Annotated in this window: 23 protein-coding genes; 5 read left to right on the top strand and 18 right to left on the bottom strand. The window is 61.0% G+C overall.

All coding sequences use genetic code 11. The annotated features are described in order from the left end of the window. Positions 1-23: 23 nt before the first annotated feature. From RAC79_RS15915 to RAC79_RS15900, 4 genes are all read right to left on the bottom strand, one after another. Positions 24-971, bottom strand: coding sequence for an ABC transporter permease (locus RAC79_RS15915; RefSeq protein WP_003522111.1), 948 nt, complete (start codon positions 969-971; stop codon positions 24-26). Beyond that, positions 968-1909: an ABC transporter permease gene (locus tag RAC79_RS15910; RefSeq protein WP_080857658.1), complete on the bottom strand. Its 942-nt coding sequence runs from the start codon at positions 1907-1909 to the stop codon at positions 968-970. Before RAC79_RS15910 ends, RAC79_RS15915 begins: the two co-directional genes overlap by 4 nt. After that, positions 1906-3369 carry an ATP-binding cassette domain-containing protein gene (locus tag RAC79_RS15905; protein ID WP_174040171.1) on the bottom strand — a complete coding sequence of 488 codons (1464 nt, stop codon included), beginning with the start codon at positions 3367-3369 and terminating at the stop codon, positions 1906-1908. Before RAC79_RS15905 ends, RAC79_RS15910 begins: the two co-directional genes overlap by 4 nt. 112 nt (positions 3370-3481) lie before the next feature. Further along, a complete protein-coding gene (locus RAC79_RS15900; protein WP_003522114.1) occupies positions 3482-4498 on the bottom strand; it encodes an ABC transporter substrate-binding protein in 1017 nt (338 codons plus the stop codon). A 303-nt stretch (positions 4499-4801) separates the two neighbouring features. Between RAC79_RS15900 and RAC79_RS15895 the strand changes: the two genes are divergently transcribed. Together RAC79_RS15895 and RAC79_RS15890 are read left to right on the top strand one after the other, a co-directional pair. Continuing rightward, positions 4802-6037 (top strand): sensor histidine kinase, encoded by a 1236-nt coding sequence (locus RAC79_RS15895; RefSeq protein WP_125146162.1) that lies wholly within the window; start codon positions 4802-4804, stop codon positions 6035-6037. Position 6038: 1 nt separating this feature from the next. After that, positions 6039-6761 (top strand): response regulator transcription factor, encoded by a 723-nt coding sequence (locus tag RAC79_RS15890; protein ID WP_003522116.1) that lies wholly within the window; start codon positions 6039-6041, stop codon positions 6759-6761. A gap of 3 nt (positions 6762-6764) precedes the next feature. Here the strand turns inward: RAC79_RS15890 and RAC79_RS15885 are convergent, their stop codons facing one another. Together RAC79_RS15885 and RAC79_RS15880 are read right to left on the bottom strand one after the other, a co-directional pair. Further along, positions 6765-7781: a DNA topoisomerase IB gene (locus tag RAC79_RS15885; RefSeq protein ID WP_065657404.1), complete on the bottom strand. Its 1017-nt coding sequence runs from the start codon at positions 7779-7781 to the stop codon at positions 6765-6767. Positions 7782-7885: 104 nt separating this feature from the next. Beyond that, on the bottom strand, positions 7886-9112 hold the full coding sequence (locus RAC79_RS15880) for a PQQ-dependent sugar dehydrogenase (protein ID WP_374997269.1): 1227 nt from the start codon (positions 9110-9112) through the stop codon (positions 7886-7888). Between the two features lie 184 nt (positions 9113-9296). Between RAC79_RS15880 and RAC79_RS15875 the strand changes: the two genes are divergently transcribed. Further along, complete coding sequence (locus RAC79_RS15875) at positions 9297-9482, top strand: hypothetical protein (RefSeq protein ID WP_003508485.1); 186 nt, start codon at positions 9297-9299, stop codon at positions 9480-9482. Here RAC79_RS15875 and RAC79_RS15870 read toward each other — a convergent pair whose 3' ends face one another. From RAC79_RS15870 to RAC79_RS15860, 3 genes are all read right to left on the bottom strand, one after another. Continuing rightward, complete coding sequence (locus tag RAC79_RS15870) at positions 9483-10109, bottom strand: class I SAM-dependent methyltransferase (RefSeq protein ID WP_142846020.1); 627 nt, start codon at positions 10107-10109, stop codon at positions 9483-9485. It abuts the gene before it with no gap. An 8-nt stretch (positions 10110-10117) separates the two neighbouring features. Further along, positions 10118-10786, bottom strand: coding sequence for a pseudouridine synthase (locus RAC79_RS15865; RefSeq protein WP_374997268.1), 669 nt, complete (start codon positions 10784-10786; stop codon positions 10118-10120). Between the two features lie 140 nt (positions 10787-10926). Next, positions 10927-11514 carry a YigZ family protein gene (locus RAC79_RS15860; RefSeq protein ID WP_142846022.1) on the bottom strand — a complete coding sequence of 196 codons (588 nt, stop codon included), beginning with the start codon at positions 11512-11514 and terminating at the stop codon, positions 10927-10929. A gap of 53 nt (positions 11515-11567) precedes the next feature. Between RAC79_RS15860 and RAC79_RS15855 the strand changes: the two genes are divergently transcribed. Continuing rightward, on the top strand, positions 11568-12812 hold the full coding sequence (locus tag RAC79_RS15855) for a TIGR03862 family flavoprotein (RefSeq protein ID WP_374997267.1): 1245 nt from the start codon (positions 11568-11570) through the stop codon (positions 12810-12812). Here the strand turns inward: RAC79_RS15855 and RAC79_RS15850 are convergent. The 3 genes from RAC79_RS15850 to RAC79_RS15840 form a co-directional block, all read right to left on the bottom strand. Next, the gene (locus tag RAC79_RS15850) at positions 12804-13865 is read right to left on the bottom strand and encodes a glycine betaine/L-proline ABC transporter ATP-binding protein (protein WP_065657397.1); all 1062 of its coding nucleotides are present in this window, start codon (positions 13863-13865) and stop codon (positions 12804-12806) included. The two genes, RAC79_RS15855 and RAC79_RS15850, sit on opposite strands and share 9 nt — an antisense overlap. Beyond that, a complete protein-coding gene (locus tag RAC79_RS15845; protein ID WP_035263623.1) occupies positions 13858-14745 on the bottom strand; it encodes a proline/glycine betaine ABC transporter permease in 888 nt (295 codons plus the stop codon). Before RAC79_RS15845 ends, RAC79_RS15850 begins: the two co-directional genes overlap by 8 nt. Before the next feature lie 220 nt (positions 14746-14965). Beyond that, on the bottom strand, positions 14966-15964 hold the full coding sequence (locus RAC79_RS15840) for an ABC transporter substrate-binding protein (RefSeq protein ID WP_078053665.1): 999 nt from the start codon (positions 15962-15964) through the stop codon (positions 14966-14968). 364 nt (positions 15965-16328) lie between these two features. On the opposite strand from RAC79_RS15840, the gene RAC79_RS15835 reads away from it, so the two are divergent. Continuing rightward, positions 16329-19304, top strand: a complete 2976-nt coding sequence (locus RAC79_RS15835; protein WP_142846024.1) for a PAS domain-containing protein — start codon at positions 16329-16331, stop codon at positions 19302-19304. A gap of 17 nt (positions 19305-19321) precedes the next feature. Here RAC79_RS15835 and RAC79_RS15830 read toward each other — a convergent pair whose 3' ends face one another. The 6 genes from RAC79_RS15830 to RAC79_RS15805 form a co-directional block, all read right to left on the bottom strand. Next, complete coding sequence (locus tag RAC79_RS15830) at positions 19322-20266, bottom strand: 2-hydroxyacid dehydrogenase (RefSeq protein WP_374997266.1); 945 nt, start codon at positions 20264-20266, stop codon at positions 19322-19324. A gap of 129 nt (positions 20267-20395) precedes the next feature. Continuing rightward, the gene (locus tag RAC79_RS15825; protein WP_065657393.1) at positions 20396-22744 is read right to left on the bottom strand and encodes a polysaccharide biosynthesis tyrosine autokinase; all 2349 of its coding nucleotides are present in this window, start codon (positions 22742-22744) and stop codon (positions 20396-20398) included. Between the two features lie 108 nt (positions 22745-22852). Further along, a complete protein-coding gene (locus RAC79_RS15820; RefSeq protein WP_080857669.1) occupies positions 22853-23758 on the bottom strand; it encodes a UTP--glucose-1-phosphate uridylyltransferase in 906 nt (301 codons plus the stop codon). A 67-nt stretch (positions 23759-23825) separates the two neighbouring features. Further along, positions 23826-24821, bottom strand: coding sequence for a glycosyltransferase family 2 protein (locus tag RAC79_RS15815; RefSeq protein WP_065657391.1), 996 nt, complete (start codon positions 24819-24821; stop codon positions 23826-23828). Beyond that, a complete protein-coding gene (locus tag RAC79_RS15810) occupies positions 24821-25765 on the bottom strand; it encodes a glycosyltransferase family 2 protein (RefSeq protein ID WP_174040176.1) in 945 nt (314 codons plus the stop codon). Before RAC79_RS15810 ends, RAC79_RS15815 begins: the two co-directional genes overlap by 1 nt. After that, positions 25762-26760 carry a glycosyltransferase family 2 protein gene (locus tag RAC79_RS15805; RefSeq protein WP_080857672.1) on the bottom strand — a complete coding sequence of 333 codons (999 nt, stop codon included), beginning with the start codon at positions 26758-26760 and terminating at the stop codon, positions 25762-25764. The genes RAC79_RS15810 and RAC79_RS15805 overlap by 4 nt, the downstream gene beginning before the upstream one ends. Positions 26761-26768 lie beyond the last annotated feature (8 nt).

The raw sequence follows: 26768 nt of genomic DNA, 5'->3' as shown, positions 1-26768 counted from the left end.
CTTGGGGGCTTGTCGTTATGGGTTCAGCGCGTGGCCTTGGGGCCGCTTGCCAGAAGAATGACGGAGATGATGATGAGGCCGGTGAGGATGAGACGGATGCCGGCGCCGAAACCGTAAGTATTCAGCATCGACACCACCAGGAACATGAAGAGCGAAGCGCCCCAGATGCCGGGCACATTGGAATCCCCTCCCGCCACCGCCGTTCCGCCGATGACGACGACAGCAATGGACATCAGCAGATATTCCGAGCCCATGTTGAGCGCAGCACCGCCGGAGAAGCTGGCGAGCAGGTAACCCGCGATGGCAGCAAGCACCGCGCAGAGCACATAGGTGACGAAACGTGCGCCGTCCACGGGAATGCCGGTCATGCGGGCGGCAAAGGTGCTCTGGCCGATGGCGGAAATCCAGCGTCCGTAAAACGAGCGGTCGAGCAGCAGCCAGGCGATGACCGAAAGCAGCAGGGCCACGAGGGCGACGTTCGGAATGCCGAAGAAACTTGACGTGGCGAATGTGGCCAATGTTTCCGGCGGCTTGATGCGCAGGCCGCGGTTCGACCAGATGGCGATGGATTGCACGATGAAGCTCATGGAGAGCGTCGCGATGATCGGCGGGATGCGCAGGAGCTTGATCAGCGCATAATTTCCGATGCCGATGGCGATGCCGATCAGGATGGCGATCAGCAGTCCGGGCAGGATGAGACCGTCGGACACATCCATGAATTTGAGCGCCAGCGTCCCCGACAGCGTCATCGTGGCGGGAACGCAGAGGTCGATATTGCCCGGCCCGAGCGTGATGACGAACATCTGGCCGATGCCGACGATGACCGAAAAGGCTGCGAAGGTGAGTGCGGCATGCGACAGGCCGAAGGAGCTTGCACCGCCGGTGAAGAGCACGGTGACGATCCAGACGACCGCCGTTGCGGCAAAAGACCAGATCCATGGTTTTCTGGTGAGGGAAGAGAGCCCGTTCATTGGTTTTTCTCCCGCTTTTCAAGACGGTTGAGCAGGATGCGCAGCGCCAGCACGATGATGAGGATCGCCCCCTGCGCGCCGATCTGCCAGTCCGGCGAAATGCGCATGAAGGAGAGGAACGAACCGGCGAGCGTCAGCGTCAGCGCGCCGATGACCGCACCTATGGGCGATACCCGGCCGCCGACGAATTCACCGCCGCCGAGAATGACGCCGGCAATCGAGAGCAGCGTGTAACGCAGCGCGATGTTGGCGTCGGCCGATGTCGTCAGCCCGACGAGGGCGATACCGGACAGCACCGCAAAGAAACCGGCCAGCGCAAAGGTGGCGGCGCGAATGCCGACGACCGACCAGCCGGAACGCTCGACCGAGCGGAAATTGCCGCCGACGCCGCGCATCAGCACGCCGAAGGAAGAGCGCATGACGATGTAATGGGCGACCACAGCGATCAGGATGCTGGCGACGATGGCGATCGGCACAAAAGGCGGTTTTGCCGTCATCAGCGTGCGGATGAAAGCGGGGGCCTGGCCGCCGGGCGAGGGGAGAATGAGAACGGCGAGGCCGCCCCAGACGAAGCTCATGCCGAGCGTGACCACGATGGAGGGCAGGGCGCGGATATGGATGATGGCGCCCAGCAATGCATAGACCGCAATCGCACCGGCAAAAATCGCAATTCCGAGGAGTGGCGTGGTTTGCAGGAAAGTGGCGGTCACACAGGCGCAGAAACTGACGAAGGTACCCATCGACAGATCGAGATCGTTGACCGACATGATCAGCATCTGCGCAATGGTGGCGAGCGCAATCGGCACCGCCAGATTGAACAGCAGGTTCATGCCGGTATAGCTCATGGCGCGCGGCTGCATGTAGAAGACGGCGGCGAGCAGGAAGGCGAGCGAGGCGGCGGGAATGATGAGGCGGAGCGCGTTTGCCGAGAGTTTCATGCGTGGTCTTCTCCGGCAAAGGAGGCCGCCAGCACATTCTGCTCGGTAATATCGTCGCCGACGAGTTCCGCCTGGATGGCGCCGTCGCGGAACACATAGACCCGGTCGCAGAGGCGGATTTCGTCCATTTCGGTGGAGTACCAGATGAAGGTGCGGCCGTGGGAGGCTTCGGTTCTCAAGATGTCATAGACCTCCTGTTTGGTGCCGATATCGACGCCGCGCATCGGGTCGTCCATCAAAACCGTGCTGGCGGTGGTGGCAAGCGCGCGGGCAAAAAGCACCTTCTGCTGGTTGCCGCCGGAAAGCGAAAGGATCTTGTTGCCCATGTCGGGCGTGCGGATTTCGATGCGCTTTTTCCATTGCGCCCCAAGCTCGGTTTCCTTGGCTCTGTCCACCATGCCTGCGGCTGAAATATCCCTGAGCGAGGCGATGGACAGGTTTTTGAGGATGCTCCACAGCGGAAAAGTGCCGTTCAGGCTGCGATCCCCCGCCACGAAGGCGATATCGGTCTTGCGCGCGGGCAGCCAGCTATTGTTGCGGGCAAGATAAAGATCGAGCAGCGCTTCGGTCTGGCCATGACCGCCGAGGCCGGCAAGGCCGACGATCTCACCGCGAAAGGCCTCGAAGGCAAGGCCTTCGCCGCGCCGTGCCGGCATGGAAAGCACCTTCTCGCCTGCCTTGCGGCTTTCACCCCGCCGCCTGTCCTGTTCCTTGACGACGCTGCCCATGGCCTCAACCAACGAGCGGGTGGTGAAGTCGGCGGCCTTCCGGTCGGCCACCACCCGGCCATCCTTCATCACCACGATACGGGTGGCCGTCGAAAGAATTTCGCCGAGAATATGCGAGATCAGCAGAACCGAGCCGCCCTCACGCACGAAACGGCGGACATAATCCATCAGCTGCTCGGCGAGACCGGCATCCAGCGAAGAGGTGGGTTCATCGAGGATCACCAGTCTCGGCGCGTTCGGTATGCGGCAAAAATTGATGGCGATTTCCACCATCTGCCGTTCGGCGATGGAAAGTTCGGCGATGGTCAGCTCGCAATCGATGCCGTGGCCGGGAAAAATCTCGTCCAGTGTCTGGCGGATCGTCGTCAGCGCACGGCCGCGCCAGTTTCGCCCACCCGTGGCGGCATGCATGATGCGGACATTTTCGCTGATCGTCAGGTTCGGGCAAAGCGACAGTTCCTGAAACACGCAGCGAACGCCGCTCGCGCGCGCGGCGGCAATGCCATGGCGGTTTTCGTTGTCGCCATAGGAAACGGAACCCTCATGCGGCGTCAGCCCGCCATTGATGACGTTGACGATGGTGGACTTTCCCGCGCCGTTATGGCCGACGAGCCCGAGGCATTCCCCCGTGCGGATGACGAGATCGGCCCCATCCAGCGCTCTTACCGCGCCGAACACGACCTTCACGCCGCGCGCAGCGACGACTTCTTCCGCCTCGATGATGTCATTCATGAGCAACTACGCCAGTGATGTGAAAAAGTGATGTGAAAATCGGAGAATATGGTGGCTATTGCGGCGCCCGTTCCGGTAGCGCCGCAATAGTCAGGCTCTGGGCCGATCCGGCCTATTTGGCCGATGCGATGGCCTTCTGGGCGTCTTCCTGCGAATATTCCACATTCGCCACGCCGCCCTTCTGGGTCGTCTTCAGATTTTCCTCGAGATTGGCCTGGTCGATGCGCAGGAAGGGCACGGTCAGGTCCTTCTTCACATCCTTGCCATCAAGGATCTGCTGCGCCACCCAGAAAGCGAGCGTCGAGACGCCTGGGGCGATGGAGACGGACATGGTCTCGTAACCGCTTGCGTCCTTCTGCTGTTTCCACCATTGCAGTTCGTCTTCACGGTTGCCCATGACGATGGTGGGTGTCGGGCGCTTGGCGGCGGCAAAAGCCTGTGCCGCGCCGTAACCGTCGCCGCCCTGCGTCACGACGGCCGCGACTTCTGGAAGGCTCGGCAGAATACCGGCGACGGCCCGCTGCGCCACATCCTGCGCCCAGTCGCCGTTGACGGAACCGACGATCTTGAACTGCGGGTTCTTGGCGACGCCGGCGGCGATGCCGGCGTGGATTTCATCGTCCACCGAAACGCCCGCGAGGCCACGGATTTCGAGCAGGTTGCCGCCCTTCGGCATGGCCTTGGCGAGATAGTCGATCTGGCTTTCGCCCATCGCCTTGAAATCGACCGCGATGCGCCATGCGCAGGGCTCCGTGACGATGCCATCGAAGGATACGACGGTGATGCCGGCATCGCAGGCCTCCTTCACCGCGCCGTTAAGGGCGGTCGGCGAAGCGGCATTGATGACGATGGCGTCGTAACCCTGAAGAATGAGGTTCTGGATCTGCGCGGCCTGTTCGGTCGCCTGGTTTTCGGCTGTGGTGAAGGCGTCTGCGGCGGCGACCTGCTTGTCGGCAACCGCTTGCTTGGTGATCTTGTCCCAGCTCGTCAGCATCGCCTGACGCCAGGAATTACCGGCATAATTGTTTGAAAGCGCGATTTTTTTTGCCGACGTATCGGCATGAGCGGTGATCGGCAAAGCTGCGCATGCGACAGCGGCCGATGCCAGAAGCATCTTCCTGAAAGCCATTTGATTTCCTCCCTCGTGGCTTGCCCTTTTCGAGCCCGGAATTCACGCACGCCGCAAATCTCCTCGGCGGCAGGTGGAATTCCTTTGCACTGGAGCTCCTTTCCCCAGTAGAAGCGAGAATGACCAAGAAGATTTGGCTTGTATAGGCGGATCGCGGCAATCTTCCTGCGGGTTTCCGCAGAAAGCTTGCGGGAACCCGCAGGACGAAACGCCACTGCCGGGCGCAGAATGGATGATGCGGCGCCCTTGGGGTTGAATCTTGCCGCGATGGTCGAAGGCAGGCGCTTGGGAGGGCGTCCGCACATGCTGGATACGCCGAAAAGCGCTCTTTTTCATCATTATATGGGCATTTCGCGGCTGCTTGCCGGGCAGCTGGAATTTAATGCCATCATCCAGGCGGTCGCCACCGAGATCAGCCACATCATCCCGCATGACCATATGGATGTCTGCATCAAGCAGCTAGATGACAAATATCACATTGCCTATGAGAGCGGTCTGGTCAGCGCCTGGAGCCGGCAGCCGCCCGCCCTTCTGACCGGTAGTCCGATCCGGACACTGCTGTCAGGCGAGGTCGAATATCTTTTAAGCGGCGACGCCTGTTCCGATCCGCGCTTTCATTTCGAAGGGTCGTTTTCGAGCCCGATCATCGAACTTAACCTGCATAGCCGCCTGCATGTGCCGATGAAGGTGCATGGCGACATCATCGGCGCGCTGAGTTGCTCCTCCCACCAGTCGGATGCCTACACTATGGAGGACGTGGCGAATGCCCGCGCCGTCGCGGATTTGCTGGCGCCTTATTTCTACGCCATCCGCGCCGCCGAGCAGGCGAAACGCTCCGCCATCGAGGAGGCGCGCGCCAATGCCCGCGAGGAGGGCCTGCGTTTAGGCGCGCTGCAATTGACCGAGGCGCTGGAGGCCGAGCGGCAGCGCATCGGCATGGATCTGCACGACCAGACGCTGGCGGATCTGACGCGGCTGGCGCGCCGCATCGAGCGTATGAGCCATACCCCCGACCTGTCGGGCGAGATGCTGGAGCCGGTGGTGCGCAGCCTGCAGCATTGCATGCAGGATTTGCGCGAGATCATTGAGGAGGCGAAACCTTCGATCCTGCAATTGTTCGGTGTCGTTGAGGCGATCGAGACCTATGTGGACCGTTCCGTGCGCGACAGCGGGTCGGCAATCGACTGGTCGGTGACGGATGAGACGGACGGGCTGGTGGAAAGGCTGGACAAGACGGTGGCCATATCGCTGTTCCGCATCGTGCAGGAGGCGGTGAACAATGCCATTCGCCATGCCCAGCCCGAAGCGATTGCCGTGAAACTGACCGCAATCGACGGCGGCTTGCGGGTGACGGTCAGCGACGATGGCAGCGGCGGCGGCGAAGGCGGGGCCTCCGGCGGCCTCGGCATCGGCAATATGAAGACGCGGGCGCGGCTGATTTCGGCGAAATTCGATATTGGCGGCAATGGCACGGGAGCGGGAACCCGCATCACCGTCACCTTGCCGGCAGGCGCTTTCGACCGGCGGGAGGAGTTGTGACATGGACGTGCTGATCGTTGAGGACGACGCGCTGCACCGCGCCTATCTGAACGAGGCGGTGCGTGCCGCGCTGCCGGAATGTGACAAGGTGCTGGAAGCGGCAAACGGCAGAACCGGCGAAAAGCTCGCGCGGGAAAATCGCGCCGCCCATATCGTCATGGATTTGCAGATGAACGAGCGCAACGGCATCGAGGCGGCACGCACCATCTGGAAGGAAAGGCCGGATACCCGCATCCTGTTCTGGTCCAACTATTCCGACGAGGCCTATGTGCGCGGTGTTTCCCGCATCGTGCCGGAAGGGGCCGCCTATGGCTACGTGCTGAAATCCGCCTCCGATGACCGCCTGCGGCTGGCGCTGCGCAGCATCTTCATCGAGGCGCAATGTGTGATCGACCGGGAAGTGCGCGGCCTGCAGGAAAAGAGCCTCGGCAAGGCGCATGGCTTTACCGATTCCGAATATGAAATCCTTGTCGATGTCGCTCTCGGCCTTACCGACAAGGCGATTGCGCGCCGCCGCAACCTGTCGCTGCGCAGCGTGCAGAACCGGCTGCAAAGCCTCTATGAGAAACTGAACGTGCATCAGGCAGCCGGCGATGACGAGGCGGAAGGCCGGTATAATCTCAGAACCCGCGCCGTTACCGTCGCTTTCCTGCGCAAGCTGTTGAATTACAGCGCGCTGGAAAGGGCCGAGCGGGAGCTGGCGGAATGGGCGGGCAGCCGCTGATCCTCAGGGCAGGAAGGCAAGCAGCCGTCGTTCATCCGCCCGGAGGCCGGAGACTGGCTTTGCCCCGACCTTCAGGATACGGCCAAGCTTTTTCTGCGCTTTCTCTTCCGTGGCGATGTCGAGGACGGCCGGGTGCACATAGCTCTTGCGGCAGATGGCGGGCGTGTTGGAAAGCTCCGCCGCTGCTGCCTGGCACATGCCTTTTATGCTCGGTTTTTCACCCGCCGCCACATGTTCCATAGCATTGCAGAAGGCGGCGAGCGTTCCGCCCCATGTGCGGAAGGTCTTGGCCGAAATACCCTGACCGCCGATACGGGAGAGATAAGCGTTGAGATCGCTGGAATCGACCGAATGCACCCGGTTTTCACTGTCCTGCCAGACGAAGAGTTCCTTGCCGGGCAGATCGGCGATTTCCTCAAGGATTTTCTGAAGGCGAGGGTGGCGCAATTGCCGTTTCACCTTCTGTCCGCCCTTGGCGGCAAACCGCAGCTCGATGGTTTCACCGAAGGAGACGTGCCGCTTGAGCAATGTCGTTGCGCCATAGGTACCGTTGGTTTCGAGATAGGAGCGGTTGCCGACGCGCAGATAGGCGGCATCGAGCAGCAGCGTGAGCGCCGCGAGTGTCATTTCCTGCCCATGATCCTGTTTTTCGATATCGGCGATGGCGCGGCGGCGGATGGCGGGCAGCGCCTTGCCGAAGCTTTTGAGCTGGAAGAATTTCGTCTCACCCCGGAGCGCATGCCAGTCGGGATGATACCGATACTGTTTTCGCCCGCGGGCATCGAAACCCGTAGCCTGCAGATGCCCTGATGGATCGATGCATATCCAGACGTCTTTATAGGCGGGCGGCACGCCGAGCGCCTTGATGCGTTTCAGTTCGACGCTGTCGGAGAGAAGTTCGCCGCCCGGAAGGCGGTAACAGAAACCGCGTCCGCGTTTTTCGCGGGAAATACCCGGCTCCTGATCGTTGACATAGGCAAGTCCGATTTTGGCAAGAAGGCGGGTGGGCGGTTGTGGCATGGTTTTTTCCGGCAGGTTTCACGCTGCGGCAAACGAAAAACAGGCCACCTTCGTTCCGGCGGCCTGTCGTTCCAGTCGTGAGTTTTCTCAGCCGGTCTTTTTAATCAGCCGGCCTTGGCGATCCGCAGAATTTGCGATTCCCCGCCGCCGCGCTCTTCGGTCACGGCATAGATCGCGCCATCCGGACCGACCTTCACGTCGCGAATGCGCGCTTCCAGCGGCAGCCGGCTTTCGGTGGCGACCCTGTCGCCATCGATATGCAGGATGACGAGACCCTGGCTCACCAGACCGCCCACGATGAAGGCGCCCTTCCATTCTGGAATCTGGTCGCCGTCATAATAGGCCATGCCGGAGGGGCCGATCACCGGGTCCCAATAATAGACCGGCTGTTCCATGCCTTCCTTTGCGGTAACGCCTTCGCCAACCGACCTTCCGCTATATTCGACGCCATAGGTGATGACTGGCCAACCGTAGTTCAGGCCGGCTTTCGGCAGGTTCAGCTCATCGCCGCCCTTTGGCCCGTGCTCCACCGTCCAGAGCCTGCCCTCACCATCCAGTGTCGCAGCCTGCAGGTTGCGGTGGCCATAGCTCCAGATTTCGGGGAGGGCGTTCTGCTGGCTGGCGAAGGGATTGCCTTCAAAGGCCTTGCCCTGCGTATCGATGCGGAAGACCTTGCCAAGCCCGCTCGACAGGTCCTGCGCCTGCACGCGCGGCTTTGAATCGGAACGTTCTCCGACGGTGACATAAAGCTCGTTGTTCGGCCCGAAAACGAGGCGAGAGCCGAAATGTTTGTCGCCGTCATAGGTCGGTATCTGGCGGAAAATCACTGAGACATTGTCCAGCTTTGCCGCGCCGCCCTCCTCGGTCAGTTTCGCCGAGGCCACCGACGTGCCGTTGCCGCCATCGCGCGGTTCGGAGAAGGAGAAGAAGATGGTGCGCGATGTTTCGAAATCCGGAGCCAGCGCGATGTCGAGAAGGCCGCCCTGTCCGTCGGATGCCACCTCAGGCACGCCCGCGATCGCCGGGCCGGCCTTGCCGTCGGCGACGATATGCATCGCGCCTTCCTTGGCCGCGACGATCATGCGGCCATCGGGCAGAAACTCCATCGACCACAGATGCGGCAGGCCGTCCGCGATCACGGTTTTTTCGACGCTTGGCTGGGTGGCGGCCTGCGGCGCGCGGGTCTGACCCTCAAAGGCCGGTTTCTGATCCGGCGCATTCGGCCGTTTCGTTTCGGCGGCCGGGGCCTGGGCCTGCGCAACACCGGCGAGCGGCACGGCGAGCAGCGCACACAGGATCGTCGAACTCAGAAATCGGTTGGTTTGGAACATGGGTCTCCCTTCCATCGTTTACATCAGGCGGAGAACCATTTGGGGAGGATTTCGTTTCCTGCGATAGTTTCAAGAAAACTTGATCACTCCGTGTGCAGGCGGAACGCTCTTTTCTCATCCATGCGAATTCATAAGGAACCGCAAGGCGCAAGCGACGTTTGGGCTCTGTTATACGGAGGGCGCCATGCAGATCATCGACAACAAGACCATTGACGGGAACAGAACCAAGCCGATTCTCAACGTTGCGGAATTCTGCCGGCGTTACCGGCTGGACAAGGCCGAGGAAACCCGGCTCAGAAAGCTGTTTGGCGAGTTCGCCTCGCGGCACGAGCTTTTGATGAATGCGCAGCGCAAGCCGAGCTTCCGCTGATCATTCCTCCGGGTCGAGAGATTTCCCGAAGATCATGAAGACATCATAACGGGTGTTCTTACCCATTATCTGATGCGAAGGCTTGCGAATGCCCGGCATCGGCTCGGCGCGGAGCGGCCATTTCAGAACCACCCGTTTCGTCGCATTCTCCAGTGCAGCCTCCATCAACTCCACCTGATCCGGGTCGGAGCCAACCAGTTCTCTGAGCACCCGCATCTCCTTTTTCACCAGCGCCGTATTGTGGCGCGGTGGGTGCATGGGGTCGACAATCACCACCTCCGGTGAAAGCTCTTTCAGCAACTGGCGTGAATCTCCGTGAAGCAGCGTCATGCGCGCCGCCGCCTCGGCGTAGGCGCCGCCCGCCTCCAGCGCACGGCGAATGCCATCGGCGAGGTGCGCATGCATGTCCGGCGAGCGTTCGATGAGGGTCACTTCCGCGCCGAGTGAGGCAAGCAGAAAGGCATCCCGCCCGAGCCCGGCCGTGGCATCGACGATTTTTGGCGTGCGGCCTTTGGTGAAACCCGCGGCTTTCGGCAAGGCCTGCCCGCGCCCTTCGCCGGAACGGAAACGGTGCCCGACCGCACCGCCGACAAAATCCACCACGAAGCTTTCGTTTTGTTCCTTCATTTTGGACCTCAGAAGGGGCAGGGTACGGTATAGGTGACGTCACGGCCATCGGGATGGCGGAACCCGACCTCCTGTGCATGCAGCATCAGGCGCGGCGCGGCGGCGAGCGCTTCGCCTTCGGCGTAAAATTCATCGCCGAGGATCGGATGGCCGAGCGCCTTCATATGCACCCGCAATTGGTGGGTGCGGCCGGTAAGCGGGTTTAGCGCCAGTCGCGTTGCCGGAAGCGGCAATCGTTCCAGCACCCGCCAAAGGCTCTGCGCCGGCTTGCCGTTCTCGTGGTCGACCCGGTGGCGTGGCTTGTTTTCGGGATCGATGGCGAGCGGCAGGTCCACTTCTCCCGCGTCTCCGGCAACCTCTCCCCAGACAATGGCGATATAGGATTTGCGCGTCTGGCGGTTTTCAAACTGCGACGCAATCGCCGCATGCGCCTTGCGGTTCAGGGACATCAGCACGATGCCGGAGGTGTCCTTGTCCAGCCGGTTGATCATCAGCGCTTTCGGGAACTGTTTCTGCACCCGCGTCATCAGGCTGTCCGAAAGCGCCGGATCGCGCCCCGGCACCGATAAAAGCCCGCTCGGCTTGTCGAGCACCAGCAGATCGTCGTCGCGGTGCACGATGGTGAGCCAGGGGTCGAGTGGCGGATTATAGACGGGGTTGGAAAGCTCGGATGACATGTCGCTTCCTTAGCACGAATTGCGCATTCGGACAGACGCTAGAGCATTTCCGGGAAAAGTGGAGCCCGGTTTTCCGTCCGGAAATGCGCCAAAACAAAGAGTTAGAGTATTTTCGCGATTCGAAGAAAAGCGAAAAAACTCTAGTCGGGAATGTGGAGATTGACGCGTCCGCTGGTCAGGTCGCTTAAAAGCCGGGTGAGCCGTTCGGCTTCCTCCGCCGGGACCGAAAGCAGCATATCCGCGCCGGTGCCGGTGAAATCCTCCCTTTCCACCCGCAGGTTCTGTGTGGCGGAAAGGCGCGATTTCACCAGCGCCAGATCGGAGAAGGGGCAACTGAGCGTCGCGCTGACATAGGCGATGACCGGCGAGGTTTCGCCAAGCCGCAGGCAGGCGGCCGCCGTGCCGCCATAGGCGCGCATCAGGCCGCCGCTGCCGAGGAGAATGCCGCCGAACCAGCGGATGACGAGAACGGCGACATTGTCCAGCGCCTGACCGTCTATGGCCTGAAGGATCGGTTTCCCGGCCGTGCCCGAAGGCTCGCCGTCATCGCTGAAGCGATAGGTCTGGCCGCTTCGCCAGGCCCAGCAATTATGGTTCGCGTCGGGATCGGAATGCGCCGCAAGAAAGTTTTTCGCGTCCTCTTCGCCCGCCACCGGCGCGGCAAAGGCGATGAAGCGGCTTTTCTTGATATCCTGCGAAAAGGTGACGGGGCGGTCGAGCGTGAACATGGGCGTTTCAATATCGCATATATTCGCATGCGGAAATCGGTATAAGGCTCGCAATGGCGAAGATGGCGATGGAGAGTGTTTTGAGCGAGGCGAGGCAGGTCGCGATTGTCGGCGGCGGACCGGCGGGGCTGATGGCGGCCGAGATGCTTTCGGCCGCAGGCCATGCCGTGACGGTGTTGGAGGCGATGCCGACCGTGGCGCGTAAATTGTTGATGGCCGGAAAATCCGGTCTCAACATCACCCATGCCGAAGATTACGACAGCTTCCGTCACCGGTTCGGCGATGCGGAACCGAGACTGCGCGCCGCTCTCGATGATTTTACGCCGGACATGCTGCGCGACTGGGCGCAGGGGCTGGGGCAGGAAACGTTCGTCGGCACCTCGGGCCGGGTGTTTCCCACCGTCATGAAGGCCTCGCCGCTGCTGCGGGCATGGCTTGCCCGGCTGGAGGCGCAGGGGGTGACCATCAGGACGCGGCATCGCTGGACGGGTTTTTCCGGTGAGCACCTGGTTTTCGCGACACCGGAGGGCGAGATCACCATCAAGGCCGATGCCGTTCTTCTGGCGCTCGGCGGCGCAAGCTGGCCGCGTCTCGGCTCCGATGCCGCATGGGTTCCGGCGCTGGCGGAGAAAGGCGTGGCGCTTTCCCCGTTCCGCCCCGCCAATTGCGGTTTCGACGCTGACTGGAGCGATATCTTCCGCGCGCGTTTTGCGGGGGAAGCGGTGAAATCCACTATCACCATTTCGCCGGACGGAGCCTTTCAGGGTGAATTCGTCATCACGGAGCATGGTATTGAGGGCAGCGTGATCTATGCCCATTCCGCCGCGCTGCGCGACCGGCTGGAAGAGGCGGGCAAAGTGTCGCTCGCAATCGATCTTGCGCCGGGACGTACGGTCGAACGCCTCAGCCGCGATCTGGCGAAGCTCGGGCGCAAGGAGAGTTTTGCAAACCGCATGCGCAAGGCGGCCGGCTTATCGGCGGTGAAGGTCGGGCTTCTGCGGGAAATCTTTCCCGACATCGCGGCCATGCCGGATGAGTTCGTCGCCGCGAGAATAAAACATGCGGAGATACCGCTTTTGCGGACGAGACCGATTGCTGAGGCAATTTCATCTGCCGGTGGCGTCGCATGGAGCGGCCTTGGTGAAAGCTACATGCTGGAAAAGCTCCCCGGCATATTTGCTGCCGGGGAAATGCTGGATTGGGAAGCGCCGACCGGCGGTTATCTCTTGACCGCCTGTTTCGCAACCGGCAAGGCCGCCGCACAGGGCATGGCCGCGTGGCTTGAAGGCTCAGCCTGACAAACGTTCAGCTGTGCCTGCTTCCTCACCATGTGCGGTTCTGACGAGGCAGCGCATGATGGCATCGGTGGTGACGGCGCCGAGCGATTTGCCGTTTTCCCCGACGACTGTGGCGCTGCTGACATTTTCCCGGACGAGGGCGCGCAGGCCCTCTTCAACCGTCATATCCGCATCGAGCTGAAGGCGGGACTGGCCGGCAAATTCCGGCTGCACCACGGCGCCAAGGCGAATGACGCGGCCGCGATTGACCTCTTCCACGAAGGCTTCGATATAGCTGTCGGCCGGAGACATGACGATTTCGGCCGCCGTGCCCTGCTGGATGATCTCGCCGTCGCGCAGAATGGCGATCTTGTCGCCCAGCCGCAGGGCCTCATCGAGATCGTGGGTGATGAAGACCACGGTTTTTTTCAGTTCCTTCTGCAATTCCAGCAGCACCGTCTGCATGTCGACGCGAATGAGCGGATCGAGCGCCGAATAGGCTTCGTCCATCAACAGGATTTCGGCATTGTTGGTGAGCGCCCGCGCCAGACCAACACGCTGCTGCATGCCGCCTGAGAGCTGGTTGGGATAATGGTTGGAGAAACCTTCCAGCCCCACGCGCCTGATCCAGACCTCTGCCCTTTCCTCTCGCTCGCGTTTGTCGACGCCCTGCACCTCGAGGCCATAGACGACGTTTTGCAGCACGTTGCGGTGTGGCAGCAGCCCGAATTTCTGGAACACCATCGCCGTCTTGTGGCGGCGAAACTCCAGCAGATCCGCTTCGTTGAGGCGACACACGTCCGTGCCGCCATAGAGGATTTCGCCGGCGGTCGGGTCGATCAGCCGGTTGACGTGGCGGATCAGCGTCGATTTGCCCGAGCCGGAAAGGCCCATGATAACGGTGATCTGCCCGCCCGGCATGGTGATGTTGATATCGCGCAGGCCGAGCACATGGCCATGTTTGGCGTTGAGATCGGACTTGGACATGCCGGCCTTGACGGGTTCGACATAGTCTCCCGCCTTGGGGCCGAAAATCTTGTAGAGGCTGCGAATTTCGATCGATTGACTAGCCATGCGCCACTTCCCGATGTTTTTGCAGGCGAAGGCCATAGGCCTGGCTGATGCGGTCGAAGATGATGGCGATGCCGACGATGGCAAGCCCGTTGAACACGCCGAGCGTGAAATACTGGTTGGCAATGGCCTTCAGCACCGGCTGACCGAGGCCCTGAACGCCGATCATGGAGGCGATGACGACCATGGCGAGCGCCATCATGATTGTCTGGTTGATGCCGGCCATGATGGTGGGCAGCGCCAGCGGCAGCTGCACCTTGAAAAGCTTCTGGCGCTTCGAAGAGCCGAAGGCATCGGCAGCCTCCAGCACGTCGCGGTCGACCATGCGGATGCCGAGATTGGTAAGCCGGATCATCGGCGGAATGGCGTAGATGACGACGGCGATGACGCCGGGCACGCGGCCGATGCCGAGCAGCATGACGACGGGAATGAGATAGACAAAACTCGGCATCGTCTGCATCACGTCGAGAACGGGATTGACCACGCTCTGCAGGCGGTTGGAGCGCGCCATGGCGATGCCGATGGGCAGGCCGACGACGATGGACAGCACGGCACAGACGAAGATCATCGAGACCGTCTTCATCGTGTCTTCCCACATGCCGAACCAGCCGATGGCGAAGAGAATGCCGCAACAGAGCGAAACAATGGTGGCGCTGCGGCTGCCGAACCAGGCAAGCGCGCCGACAATAAGAATAACGACCGGCCAGGGTGCGCCGATCAAAAGCCTTTCCGCCCAGATGAGGAAGCTCTGAAGGGGGGTAAACAACCCCTCGATTGCGCCGCCATAGGTTCGGGTGAAAGCCCGGAACCCCTCGTCGATGACTTTTTTCAGCGCGCGCAGAGCATCGTCATTCATGGTCGGAAATTTGAAAAGCCATTCCATATCCTGTTCTCCATGACGAACCGGAGGCGGGGATCGATATCCTCCGCGCTCCGGGAGTAAAATCGTCAGAGCGCCGCGCATCCGTCAGGATGCAGGCTGGAACGCTCTGTTGAACCGGCGCATCGCCACCGGAAAGCCGGGAGGCATTCCAGGGCCGATGCAGGCGCGGCGTCGCCGCTGGCGGACGCCGTTTGCCGGGCAGATATGCAGGGGCCGGCTTTTAAAGGGCGGCCTTTATCTTTTCCGCGATGTCGGGAGATACCCAGCCCGTCCACAGCGCTTCGTTTTCCTTCAGGAAATGCTTGGCGCCGTCTTCACCGGTCGCCTGGTTATCCGTCATCCAGGCGATCAGCTTGTTGACGGTCGCGTTGGTCCATGCGCGTTTGTTGAGATAGTCCATGGCGGGGCCGGCACGATCGGCAAAGGACTTGCTGACCAACGTCTGCACGTCGTCCACCTGCCATGCGTTCGGCTTGGGGTCCGCGCAGTCGGCGACGGATGTGCAGCGCTTCCATTCGGCCGCATCATAGTCCGTTCCGAATTCGAGCTTTACCATCTCGTATTTGCCGAGCAGCGAGGTGGGCGCCCAATAATAACCGACCCATGGCTGCTTGGCTTCATAAGCCTTGGCGATGGAACCGTCGAGACCTGCGGCGGAGCCGGTGTCGACGAGGGTGAAGCCGGCCTTTTCACCGCCGAAAGCCTTGAAGAGCTGTGCGGTGACGACAGTGCCGCCCCAGCCCTGCGGGCCGTTGAACACGGCGCCCTTGGACTTGTCTTCGGGCGAGGGGAAGAGTTCGGGATGTTTGAAGAGATCAGGAATGGTCTTGAGATCGGGATTGGCGTCGGCGACATATTTCGGAATCCACCAGCCCTGGACCGCGCCATCCGAGAGAATCTTGGCGGCCGCAACGACCTTGCCGCCTTCCAGCCCCTGCTTGACGATTTCCGGCTGCAGGCTGACCCATGCCTCAGGCGCGATATCCGGCTGGCCTTTTTCGGCCATGGAGGTCAAAGTCGGCACGGTGTCGCCGGTGACGATTTCGGCGGAGCATCCGTAGCCCTTTTCGAGAATGAGCTTATCGAGATTGGCGGCGACTTCGGCGGATTGCCAGTTCATGCTGGCGATCGTCACGTTTCCACAGTCGGCGGCATAGGCCGCACCGCCTGAAAAGGCGAAGCCGGCGGAAAGAATTGTGGCACCCAAAAGTATTTTCATTGTTGTTCCCTCTGGTCGCGGTGTGGCGAAGACCCGGGCGCTGACGGCACCGCGACCGCCAGCGCCCTTATTGAGGCTTAATAATTCCTTTGTCGCCATCCCGTTTGCGGCAATTTCTGGCGTATTGAGGATGCCAATTGTCAAACGACGGCGGGGTCGCAGGGATATATTAGAGAAATTTCTGGCACGAAGGTCCTGAAATGTTTGATGGTTTAGCATTCGCCTTGCGACATTTACGCCGCGATGGAACTTTTTCAATTTTCTGAAAAGCGTGGGAACAATAAGCGGAAGTTTTTGTTTTCTTGGACTTTTATCCTGTTCTGTATTACGGGAGATTTTCTCTCGGTTTTTGTGGTGATGTTGAATGACCAATCTTGTTGCTGCGCCGGTATGGCCGATCGGTGGCGGTCAAACGGGTGAGCTTGTGCGCCGCTTCGACTGGTCGAAGACATCGCTCGGTCCTATTTGCGACTGGCCGCAAAATCTGAGGCAGAAAGCCAATTCCGTCGTCAATTCCCCCATTCCGCAGGTGCTGATGTGGGGCAGGGATCATGTGATGATCTATAATGACGGCTATGCGGAGATCGCCGGCAATTATCACCCGCAGGCGCTGGGCGGAACCGTGCCCGGCATCTGGCCGGAAATATGGGACTGGAACAGCCGCATTCTCGAAGCCGGTTTTCGCGGTGAGGTCATGGCCTATCGCGACCAGCCGATGACGCTGATGCGGCACGGCCTGCCGGAAGAGGTGATCTTCGACCTGTTCTACACGCCGATCTATAACGAGGGCGGCACGGTAGACGGCGTTTTATGCACCGTGCTTGAAAATACCGACAAGGTGAAGGCCGTGGAGGCGCTGGAACAGAGCCGCGAGGAACTGAGCCGGCTTACCAATGCCCTGCCCATTCTGGTCGGATATGTCGACCGTGATTACGTTTATAAATTCGCCAATGACGGCTATCTGGAATGGTTCGGTCGCCGCGCCGAAGAAGTGATCGGCCGCAGCGTTCCCGAAATCGTCGGCGAGGCGTTTTTCGAGGCCCGCAGGGCCTATCTCGACCGCGCACTCGGCGGCGAAAAGATCGTTTCGGATACCGTGATCAGCAGACCGGACGGCAGCACGCGCGCCGCCGAAATCCGCTATGTTCCGCGTTACATTGCCGATGGCTCCATCGACGGCATCTATGTGCTGATCATCGATATCGAGGAGCGCAAGCGCTCGGAGCGGGAAATTCTCATCAGCAACAATCGCTTCCGCGCTGCGGTGGATGCCGTGCACGGCGTGCTGTGGACCAACAGCGCCGAAGGAATGATGCTGGGCGAGCAACCCGCCTGGAGCGCTTTGACGGGTCAGACTCCGGAAGAATATCAGGGGTTTGGCTGGGCGGAAGCGGTTCATCCCGACGACAGGCAGGGGTCTGTCGACAGCTGGAACAAAGCGGTCGCGGAAAAGTCGACCTATATCTGGGAACATCGGGTGCGCCGCCATGACGGCGTCTACCGCACTTTCGCGATCCGTGGCGTGCCGATTTTCGACAAGGCCGGCGCCATTGCCGAATGGGTCGGTGTCCATACGGATGTCACCGAACAGCGGCGGGCCGAAAATACCCTCAAGGAACATGCGAGCAATCTGGAGCGCGAAATTCGCCACCGCATCCGGGCGGAAGAGCAGCTTCGGCAATTGAACGAGAGCCTTGAGGCGCGTGTCGAGGCGGAAATGGCCGAGCGTCGCCAGACCGAAAAGGCGCTACAGCAGGCGCAGAAAATGGAATCCATCGGCCAGCTCACCGGCGGCGTGGCGCATGATTTCAACAATCTGCTACAGGTGATCGCCGGCAATCTGCAATTGCTGTCAAAGGATGTGATGGGCAATGAACGTGCGGAGCGGCGGCTGGAAAACGCGCTTGCCGGCGTTCATCGCGGTGCAAAGCTGGCCAGCCAGCTTCTGGCCTTCGGCCGCCGCCAGGCGCTGGAGCCGCGTGTCATCAATATCGCCCGTTTCGTGACCGGCATGGACGACCTGCTTCGCCGCTCACTTGGCGAGGCGATCGAGGTGGAGGTCATCACCTCGGGCGGTCTCTGGAACACCTATGCCGACCCCAACCAGGTGGAGAATGCTCTTCTCAATCTGGCCATCAATGCGCGCGACGCCATGGAAGGACAGGGCAAGCTGACCATCGAGGTAGGAAATGCGGTTCTCGACCGCGATTATGCCCGCAAGCACTCGGAAGTTTCTGCGGGGCAATATGTGATGCTCGCCGTCACCGATACGGGTTCGGGCATGTCGCCGGAAATTCTCGAAAAGGTCTTCGAGCCGTTCTTCTCGACAAAACCGGAAGGCAAGGGCACCGGCCTCGGGCTTTCGATGGTTTATGGTTTTGCGAAACAGTCCAGCGGCCACGTCAACATCTATAGCGAGGTGGGGCAGGGCACGACGGTGAAGATGTATCTGCCGCGCTCCGCCGCCGATGAGGACAGGGAAGTGGTGATGCCGACCGGCCCCGTGGAGGGCGGCACGGAAACCATTCTTGTGGTGGAAGATGACGAGGAAGTGCGCAACACCGTCGTCGAGACCTTGAGCGATCTCGGCTACCGCGTGCTGACCGCCCGCGATGCGCAGGCCGGTTTGACGGTGGTGGAAAGCGGCATTCCGATCGATGTCATCTTCACTGACGTGGTGATGCCTGGACCGTTGAAAAGCCGGGAAATGGCGCGCCGCGCGCAGGAACGGCTGCCCAATCTCGCCGTTCTCTTCACCTCGGGTTACACCGAAAACTCCATCGTGCATGGCGGCAAGCTGGATGCCGGGGTGGAGCTTCTCTCCAAACCCTATACGCGCGAAGCGCTGGCGCGGCGCATTCGCCACGTCATCGCCAACCGCAAGCAGGTTTCGCTGTCGAGAGCGCGGCCGACATCGGCTCCGGGTTCTTCCAAACTTTCCGAGCCGGTCAGGGCGGTCGAAAATCAAAACCGGTCCATACGCGTTCTTCTGGTCGAGGATGACGAGTTGATCCGGATGAATTCGACGGAGATGCTGTCGGAGAGCGGCTTTGCCGTCGTGGAGGCCGGAAATGCGGCGCAGGCGCTGAAAGCTATCGAAGCGGATCAGATCGACGTTCTCGTCACCGATATCGGCCTGCCCGACATGAAGGGCGGCCAACTGGCGGTGGAGGCCCTGCGCCGCAAGCCGGGGATTGCCATTGTGTTTGCGACGGGCGACAGCCATTTGCCGGAAGGAGCGCCGGCAAGCGCGGTTCTCTTGACCAAACCTTACGACGAACAGCAGATCGTCTCCGCCGTTGAACAGGCCCATACGGGCAAGTCGGTGGCGGCCGAATAGGCCGCCTTGCCGCCGGTTCAGTAACCGCGGGCCATGTCGACCGTCTCCGGCAGCCCGCCCGTTTCCCGCCATGTGCGAACATTGCCGGCCACGATCCGGGCCGAACTTTCCCGGCTTGTCGGCGCGGAAATATGCGGCAGGACCGTAACTTTGGGATGCTGCCAGAAGGCGGAAGCGGCGGGCAGCGGCTCCTGCTCGAAGACATCGAGAACGGCGTGCGAAAGCCTGCCGGAATCAAGCGCCGCAATCAGGTCATCGGCGACGATGACCGCGCCGCGGGCGAAATTGATGAGTGCCGCGCCCTGTTTCATTGCGGCGAGACGGGTGGCATCAAGAAGACCGCGCGTCGCATCGGTAAGGGGCACGAGGCAGACGAGAATGTCGCTCTTTTCCAGCAATGCCTGCAGCCCGGCATCGCCGGTCAGCGTTTCTACGCCCTCTATCGCCTTGGCCGAACGGCTCCAGCCTGCAACGTTGAAACCGGCATGGGTGAGGCGCTCCGCCGCAGCCGTGCCGAGGGCTCCGAGGCCGAGGAGACCGACGGTCATCTCACCGGGGTGGTGATAGTCCAGCTCCTGCCAGAGCGCCTTTTTTTGGTTTTCGCGATAGGCGGGCATGTCGCGCTGCAGATAATAGGTCCATGCCAGCACTGCCTCGGCCATCACGCGGGAAAGCTCCGGGTCCTTCAGCCGAACGATGGGGGGTGCCTTATCGCCCAGTTCCAGCACCAGCCGCTCGACACCCGCCCACAGGCTGTGGATCCATTTGAGGCCCGGAAGTGCCGCGATATCGGCCGGATCGGGATTGGCGACGATGGCGAAATCCACTGCCCGGCGCTGTTCGCCCGTCAATTCGGAAAAGGAAAGGATTTCCTCCTGGGGCATTGCGGCGCGCAGCGCCTCTTTCCAGACGGCTTCCGTTTCCGCATTCATCCGTGAAACAAAGGCGATGGGTGATGGCATGGGACTGATCCTGCTTGCGATTTTAGCTTCATGCCATAAATGCGCAATTTCAGGGGGCAATGCCAGAGGCCTGTCGTTCTAATCTTCGGCAGAATAAAACGGCCCGGTTTTCACCGGGCCGTTTCGCCATTACGCATCTTCCTTTACCGGCGGCTTCGCATCGCCGTAATAGGCCGAGAATTTCTCGTGATAATGCTCCGAACCGCCGGGGCCGGCATAACGCTGCAATTCCGTCATGTCGGTCTTGTTCAGCACGATGCCGAGCGTCTTGTTGGCGATCTGCGGTTCGTTGGCCATCAGGTTCTGCACCATCTGGATCGGCGTCTTGCCCCATTCGGTGACGAAGACGAAACCGTCCACCTGCGGCGCAAAGGCCTTGGCGTCGATGACGGGAACCACGGGTGCAAGGTCGACGATGATGTAATCGCAGGCCTCTCGCGCGGAGTCGATGAACTTGCGCATGCCGGAGGAAGACAGAAGCTCGCTTGAATGGGCGAACTGGTTGCTGGTCGAAACCGGCAGGATGCCCATTTTCGTGCGCGTATCCACCTTCACCGCCTGCGTCCACGGAACTTCATCGAGCACCACTTCGACGAGGCCGGCGGATTGCCGTGTCGTCAGCATGCGGCTGAGGCCGGGATTGCGGATATCCGCATCCACCACCAGCGTGCGCTTGCCGGTGGAGGCGATGAGACCGGCGAGATTGAGCGCCACGACCGACTTGCCTTCGTTCGGCAGGCAGGAAATGACGCCGATGACCCGGCACTGGCGCTCCTGAATGACGACATCCGCCGTGAGTTTCACGTTACGCAGCGTCTCCGCAAAGCTGGAACGCGGGCTGTCGACGGCAAGGCGCAGCATTTTCTGGAACGAGACCTGTCCGCTTTCGTCAAGCGTCGCATTCTCGCCGCCGGGGGTGGCGGCGCTGTTGCCCGGCTTGGCGTTTTCCACGCCCCGTTCACCGATGAAGGGCAGGTAACCGAGAAAACGCATGCGCAGATTGTCACGCACATCATTACCGGTGTGAAAGAAGCGATCCCGGAATTCGAGAAGCGCTGCGATACCGCCGCCCAGCATCAGGCCGAGAACGACCGAAAGCGCCATGGTCATGGTCTTTTTCGGGCTGGAAGGCGATGTCGGCAGGCCGGCTTCGGAGATGATGCGGGCCTTGGCGATTGGCAGCGACTGCTTCTGGGAAGCCTCCTCGAAGCGGCCGAGATAGGACTGGTAGAGGGTGCGCAGCGCGGTTGCCCGCTGCTCGAGTTCGCGCAGCTGGACCATGGTGATGTTGGCTTCGGAATTACGGCCAGCCACCCGGTCGATATTGTCGCGCAGTGACTGAACGCGGGAATTTGTGACGTCGTATTCGTTCTTCAGGCTGCCGGTAAGCTGCTGCAGTTCCTGATAGATCTGCCGCGAAACCTCTTTCTTCTCTGCGTCCAGCGCGACCGCCTGCGGGTGGTCGGCGCCGAATTGCTGGACGATGCCCTGCTGCCGGTCGGAAATGGTGATGTAGCGTTTGCGCAGATCCTGAATGACCGAATTATCGGTATCACGGGCCGAAACGACGGCATTGTCGACGGCCGCATCCGGCCCCCTGTCGATGATCGATTTATACTGGTTGTAACGGGCAGAGGCCGTCGCGGCATCGGCCTGCGCGGCAATCAGCTGGCCGTTCAGGTCGGCAAGCTGGCCTTCGGACATCAGCTCGCCGCGCGAGGAGACGATGTTGTTGTCCGACTTGAATTTCTGCACCGCCAGTTCAGCCGCCTGGGCGCGCTGGTTCAGGTCCGTCATGCGTTCCTGCAACCAGACGGAGGCGCGTTCGCTGGCGTCGAAATTGGCGTTCAGCTGTTCGGTAAGATAAGCCTGCGCATAGGTCTTGGCGATCTGCGCAGCGAGCTGGCGGTCGGTCGAGCGGGTGGAGATGGCGATGACCGAGCTGCGGCCGACACGTTCCACCGTCAGCGACTGCTGCAGCACGGCGGCGGCCTTTTCGCGGCGTCCGGCGCGGATTGCGGCTTCGGAGACCGGTGGGTCGCCCGGCAGCACTAGGTCGAGAATGCCGCGCACGGAGGATTTGACGAGTTCGACCGGGGACATCGGCGGATTGACGATGGTGTCGTTCTCATCGAGCTTGGCCTTGTCGACCACCGTCAGCGCCATTTCCTTGGATTTCAAGATTTCCACGGCGCTGGCGATGCGGTTGTCGACGATCTGCGCGGCGGGCACCGGCGATTCCTCTTCCGCATAACGGGAAAGGCTTTCATCCAGGAGCACCTGCGTCATCGCGGTGTAAACGGGGGTCGCAAGCACCAGATAAAGGCCGGCCAGAACCACGGCGGCGATGACCGAAGCGGCAATGACATTGGCGCGACGCACCACGGCGGCCCACAGGCGGTCGAGGTCGATGAACGTATCGGAATCCTTGCCGGACTCCGGAAAACCGATGTTGGATTTAAAGGTCTTGTGGTGCATGGACCTACCTTGTGAATTAAAATGGTACGCGGGAAGCCGAACACATGCTCGCCTTCCCGCCTCCCGTTATTGGTGCGCCGGCCGCCTCCCCCGGCGGCGCGATTAAAGTCAGGCCGCCTGGACGCGGCTTTCGTGGTTCGCCACCAGTTCCTTCACCGAAGCGAGAACCTGAGCTTCCATGTCCGCGCGCAGCAGCGAGAAGGCGACGTTGGCGGCGATGAAGCCCTGCTTGCTGCCGCAGTCGAAAGTGCGGCCGCTATATTTCTGCGCATGGAAAGACTGCTTTTCGGCAAGGCGCTTCATACCGTCGGTCAGCTGGATTTCATTGCCCGCGCCGCGTTCCTGCCTGGCGAGAATATCGAAGATTTCCGGCTGGAGGATGTAACGGCCATTCAGGTAATAATTCGAAGGCGCCTTGGAAGGTTCCGGCTTTTCGACCATTCCGGTGACGGCGAAGCCGTGATTGACCTTCTGGCCGACGCCGACGACGCCATAGGACGACACTTCTTCCGGCAGGCATTCCTCTACGCCGAGAATATTGCCGCCGACTTCATCGTAAAGTTCCATCAGCCCGGCAATGCAGCCGCGTGCACCGTAGGAAACCATATCAGGCAGAAGCAGGGCGAAAGGCTCCTTGCCCACCAGTTCGCGTGCACACCAGACGGCGTGGCCGAGACCGAGCGGCACCTGCTGGCGCGTATAGCTGACGGTGCCGGCAACGGGCAGCATCTTTTCCAGCTGCAATACCTGCACGGTCTTGCCGGAGCGGGTGAGCGTGTTGATGAGTTCCGGCGCGCTGTCGAAATAGTCTTCGATGGCGGTCTTGTTGCGGCTCGTCACGAAAATAATGTGCTCGATGCCGGCCTGCATGGCCTCGTCAACGGCATATTGCACGACCGGACGATCCACGATCGTCAGCATTTCCTTCGGCATCGCCTTGGTGGCGGGCAAAAACCGTGTGCCGTTGCCAGCTACGGGAATGACGGCTTTTCTGACAGTTTTGTTCAGGTCCATCGCGTTCTCCTTCATCAAGGTTTGATCTGTCCCCAGTCCCCGCGCAGACATGGTCCGCGCGCAAATTTTATGAAATCTGCCTTTTCACCCCTGTATTCGCCGCGGGCGCAAACATCGCATCCCGCAGCCTCCTCAGCCGCACTGCAATGGGCATTCTTAAGTGCCCCAGCACGGCAGGATCCCTTATCGTGGTCTTCAAGGCGCCGAGTACCGAGCGGCTCTTGATGTTTTCCACCAATGTCAAAAAATTATGCGCCAGCCGCAGGCTGCGGGCTCTCGCCTGCTGCGCATCCATGGCTGCCGGCAGCAATGTGTAATGGCTCAGGAATTCCTGATCCGCCCGCATCATCGCTTCGACGTGATGAAGTTCGAGCACGCGCGAAATCGAACCTTCGCGAATATTGTAGACATAACCCGGCTTCGGTTCGATGACGCAAAGACCGCCGGCGGCGAGCGCCGAGGCGAGCAGGATATAATCCTCGCCGATGCGGATGTCCTCGCGGAAGCGCAGTCCCTCGACATTGAGGAAATCGCGCCGGAACATCGGTTTCATGTAGCCGAAGTTGAAGGTGGCGCGGAACAGAATGTTGGAGGAAATGAAGTCCTCAAGCGTGAGAACCGGCCGTTCCTCCAGAAATTCTTCCGGAAACATCGTCTCCATGGGCCTGCCGTCGGTATAGACCACATCGAGATTATCGACCGCAATCGCCGCATTGGCGGCTTCCGCCCGGCACATCATGCAGGCGGAGCGCTCCGGGCGAATGACATCGTCGGAATCGAGCACGGCGATCCAGCGTCCGGTCGCGGCTTCGATACCGGCATTGCGTGCCCCGCCCGGACCGAGGTTTTCGGCAAGAGCAAGCAGGCGGACGCGCGGATCGATGATGGCGATAGCTTCCACGAGCGCAATGGTGTCATCGGCGGAGCGGTCGTCGACGACGATCACTTCCAGCGTCACACCCTGCTGGTCGAGTGCGCTTTGAATGGCGGCTTCGATCGTATCGGCGGCATTATAGGCGGCGATGACGAAGCTGATATCGGGCGGCGAGGCAAGGTTCTCCATCAGGTCGCCTCCACCACGCCATACTGGCGGATTTCACGCACGCCGAAGGCGCCGCTCATCGAGCCCATATGCAGTGCGCCACGCAGCGCATAACGGTTGCGGCGCACGGCGTTGAAGCCGTTCAAGGCGGCGAAGACGGCGCAATACAGCACTTTCGAACCTGCCTTCAGCACCTGCACCACGCGGCGTATACCGGGTTTCCTGTCCGCCAGCACGCGGCCATGGGTCTGGCCGGAGCGGAAGCGGCGTTTGGCAAGCCACATGAAGCTTGCGCGATTTTCCGGCACCGGTTCGGACAGCATGGCGTCTTCCGCAAAAACGATGCGGCCGCCCGCGGCGTGAAGGTGCGAGAAGAAATGGGTGTCCTCACCGCCGCTCTGGCCGAGCGCCAGCGCGAAGCGCCGGCCCTTCACCGAGGGCGCATCCATCTTGAGCAATGTGTTGCAGGTATAGCCGGTGATGATCTCGCCGTTCACCCAGACCGGAACTGTCGAGTGGAAATCGCCGCGTTTCATCCAGCCCGGCGCGTTGTCCCGGTAAACCGCCGTTACGGGGCCGAGAACGGCTTCCGCACCGGTTTCATCGGCCTTTTCCAGAAGGGCAGCCAGCCAGTTCGGCGGGGCGGTCTCGTCATCATCGATGAAGGCAAGATAATCCGCCTTGCATTCCGACAGGCAGGCATTGCGGGCAATCGAAATATTCGATTTCGGGCAATGCACATAGGTGATCTCGAAGGGCGCGGTTTCGCGCAGGCGATCGACGCTTGCCCTGGCGCTCGGCTCCTCGTCATTATCGGCAACAATCAGCCGAACGTTCACGCCTTCCGGCACATCCAGCTCGAAGAGTGACAGAAGTGTGGCGATAAGTGCCGGGCGTCTGTAGGTGCAGATGCCGATATCGACGGTTTTCGAATCATCTGTGCGGGTGACGGTGTTGTCGGTCATGAGACAGCCTTTCTTCCCCGGAATTTCAGGAGTTCCAGCCAGAAGCCGGTGGACCAGGCCAGATGCATCACCATTGCCGAAAAGGCGGCGAGCGGGCCGTATGGGTTTTTCTGACCTATTGCCATCCACAAGCCATAACCCACACATGCGGCGATCCAGAGGCCGAGCGGAATAAGTGCCGCCCAATGCACAAGCGACAGCAGCGCGAAGATGAAAACCGGCAGCACGGCGAGCGGTATCATCTGTCGGATTTTCGGGATCGAGCGATGTTTCAGCAGGTTCTTTGCCCGGCCGCGGCCATAGGCGAGATATTGCCGGAACAGCGGCATGACGCTGGCGCGCGGATAATAGGTCATGCGGGTTTTGTCGGTCATCCAGATGCGGAACCCGGATTTACGCAGCCGGAAATCCAGCTCCGCATCCTCATTGTGGCTGAAGCTCTCGTCATAACCGCCGACCGCGTCGAAAGCGGCAATCCGCATCAGCGCGTGGTGGCCATGGTCTATCCAGTGGCCTTTGGCACCTTCGCGGTGCTTGGAGCCGCCATTGCCGAGCTTGGAATTCTGGGCGATGGCCGTCGCCTTCTGGAACAGGCCGTGGCCGACGGTATCCATGGCGACGACGACGGAATCCGCACCGGTGCGCTCGGCATCCTCGATAAGTCTCTGGCAATAATCATCGGGATAATCGCCATGGGCGTCGATGCGGATGAGGTAGTCGAAATCCTCGCCGAAGGTGGCCACGGCAAGATTGATGCCGGCGCTCTGGATGCGCTTCGGATTGGCGAGAAGCGTCACGCGGTCATCCGCCGCCGCGAAGGCGGAAACGATATTGGGGGTTCCATCCGTGCTGCCGCCATCGGCAACCACGATGCGGAAAAGACGCCCCTGCATCGCGCCGGTGAATTTGACAAGCAGCCCCTCGATCGTCTTCGCCTCATTGAGGCAGGGAATGACGATCAGCGTTCTGATGCCGGAATGACCAAGACCTTCCATGATTTGCC

The sequence above is a fragment of the Agrobacterium sp. LR_9 genome (assembly GCF_041954855.1).
GTDB lineage: Bacteria > Pseudomonadota > Alphaproteobacteria > Rhizobiales > Rhizobiaceae > Agrobacterium > Agrobacterium leguminum.
This window is presented reverse-complemented; position numbering and strand designations above follow the sequence as displayed.

Excerpts from the sequence above, each read along its gene's own strand:
- RAC79_RS15915 (WP_003522111.1), bottom strand. The coding sequence starts at position 971 with ATGAACGGGCTCTCTTCCCTCACCAGAAAACCATGGATCTGGTCTTTT.
- RAC79_RS15910 (WP_080857658.1), bottom strand. The coding sequence starts at position 1,909 with ATGAAACTCTCGGCAAACGCGCTCCGCCTCATCATTCCCGCCGCCTCG.
- RAC79_RS15905 (WP_174040171.1), bottom strand. The coding sequence starts at position 3,369 with ATGAATGACATCATCGAGGCGGAAGAAGTCGTCGCTGCGCGCGGCGTG.
- RAC79_RS15900 (WP_003522114.1), bottom strand. The coding sequence starts at position 4,498 with ATGGCTTTCAGGAAGATGCTTCTGGCATCGGCCGCTGTCGCATGCGCA.
- RAC79_RS15895 (WP_125146162.1), top strand. The coding sequence starts at position 4,802 with ATGCTGGATACGCCGAAAAGCGCTCTTTTTCATCATTATATGGGCATT.
- RAC79_RS15890 (WP_003522116.1), top strand. The coding sequence starts at position 6,039 with ATGGACGTGCTGATCGTTGAGGACGACGCGCTGCACCGCGCCTATCTG.
- RAC79_RS15885 (WP_065657404.1), bottom strand. The coding sequence starts at position 7,781 with ATGCCACAACCGCCCACCCGCCTTCTTGCCAAAATCGGACTTGCCTAT.
- RAC79_RS15880 (WP_374997269.1), bottom strand. The coding sequence starts at position 9,112 with ATGTTCCAAACCAACCGATTTCTGAGTTCGACGATCCTGTGTGCGCTG.
- RAC79_RS15875 (WP_003508485.1), top strand. The coding sequence starts at position 9,297 with ATGCAGATCATCGACAACAAGACCATTGACGGGAACAGAACCAAGCCG.
- RAC79_RS15870 (WP_142846020.1), bottom strand. The coding sequence starts at position 10,109 with ATGAAGGAACAAAACGAAAGCTTCGTGGTGGATTTTGTCGGCGGTGCG.
- RAC79_RS15865 (WP_374997268.1), bottom strand. The coding sequence starts at position 10,786 with ATGTCATCCGAGCTTTCCAACCCCGTCTATAATCCGCCACTCGACCCC.
- RAC79_RS15860 (WP_142846022.1), bottom strand. The coding sequence starts at position 11,514 with ATGTTCACGCTCGACCGCCCCGTCACCTTTTCGCAGGATATCAAGAAA.
- RAC79_RS15855 (WP_374997267.1), top strand. The coding sequence starts at position 11,568 with ATGGCGAAGATGGCGATGGAGAGTGTTTTGAGCGAGGCGAGGCAGGTC.
- RAC79_RS15850 (WP_065657397.1), bottom strand. The coding sequence starts at position 13,865 with ATGGCTAGTCAATCGATCGAAATTCGCAGCCTCTACAAGATTTTCGGC.
- RAC79_RS15845 (WP_035263623.1), bottom strand. The coding sequence starts at position 14,745 with ATGGAATGGCTTTTCAAATTTCCGACCATGAATGACGATGCTCTGCGC.
- RAC79_RS15840 (WP_078053665.1), bottom strand. The coding sequence starts at position 15,964 with ATGAAAATACTTTTGGGTGCCACAATTCTTTCCGCCGGCTTCGCCTTT.
- RAC79_RS15835 (WP_142846024.1), top strand. The coding sequence starts at position 16,329 with ATGACCAATCTTGTTGCTGCGCCGGTATGGCCGATCGGTGGCGGTCAA.
- RAC79_RS15830 (WP_374997266.1), bottom strand. The coding sequence starts at position 20,266 with ATGCCATCACCCATCGCCTTTGTTTCACGGATGAATGCGGAAACGGAA.
- RAC79_RS15825 (WP_065657393.1), bottom strand. The coding sequence starts at position 22,744 with ATGCACCACAAGACCTTTAAATCCAACATCGGTTTTCCGGAGTCCGGC.
- RAC79_RS15820 (WP_080857669.1), bottom strand. The coding sequence starts at position 23,758 with ATGGACCTGAACAAAACTGTCAGAAAAGCCGTCATTCCCGTAGCTGGC.
- RAC79_RS15815 (WP_065657391.1), bottom strand. The coding sequence starts at position 24,821 with ATGGAGAACCTTGCCTCGCCGCCCGATATCAGCTTCGTCATCGCCGCC.
- RAC79_RS15810 (WP_174040176.1), bottom strand. The coding sequence starts at position 25,765 with ATGACCGACAACACCGTCACCCGCACAGATGATTCGAAAACCGTCGAT.
- RAC79_RS15805 (WP_080857672.1), bottom strand. The coding sequence starts at position 26,760 with ATGGAAGGTCTTGGTCATTCCGGCATCAGAACGCTGATCGTCATTCCC.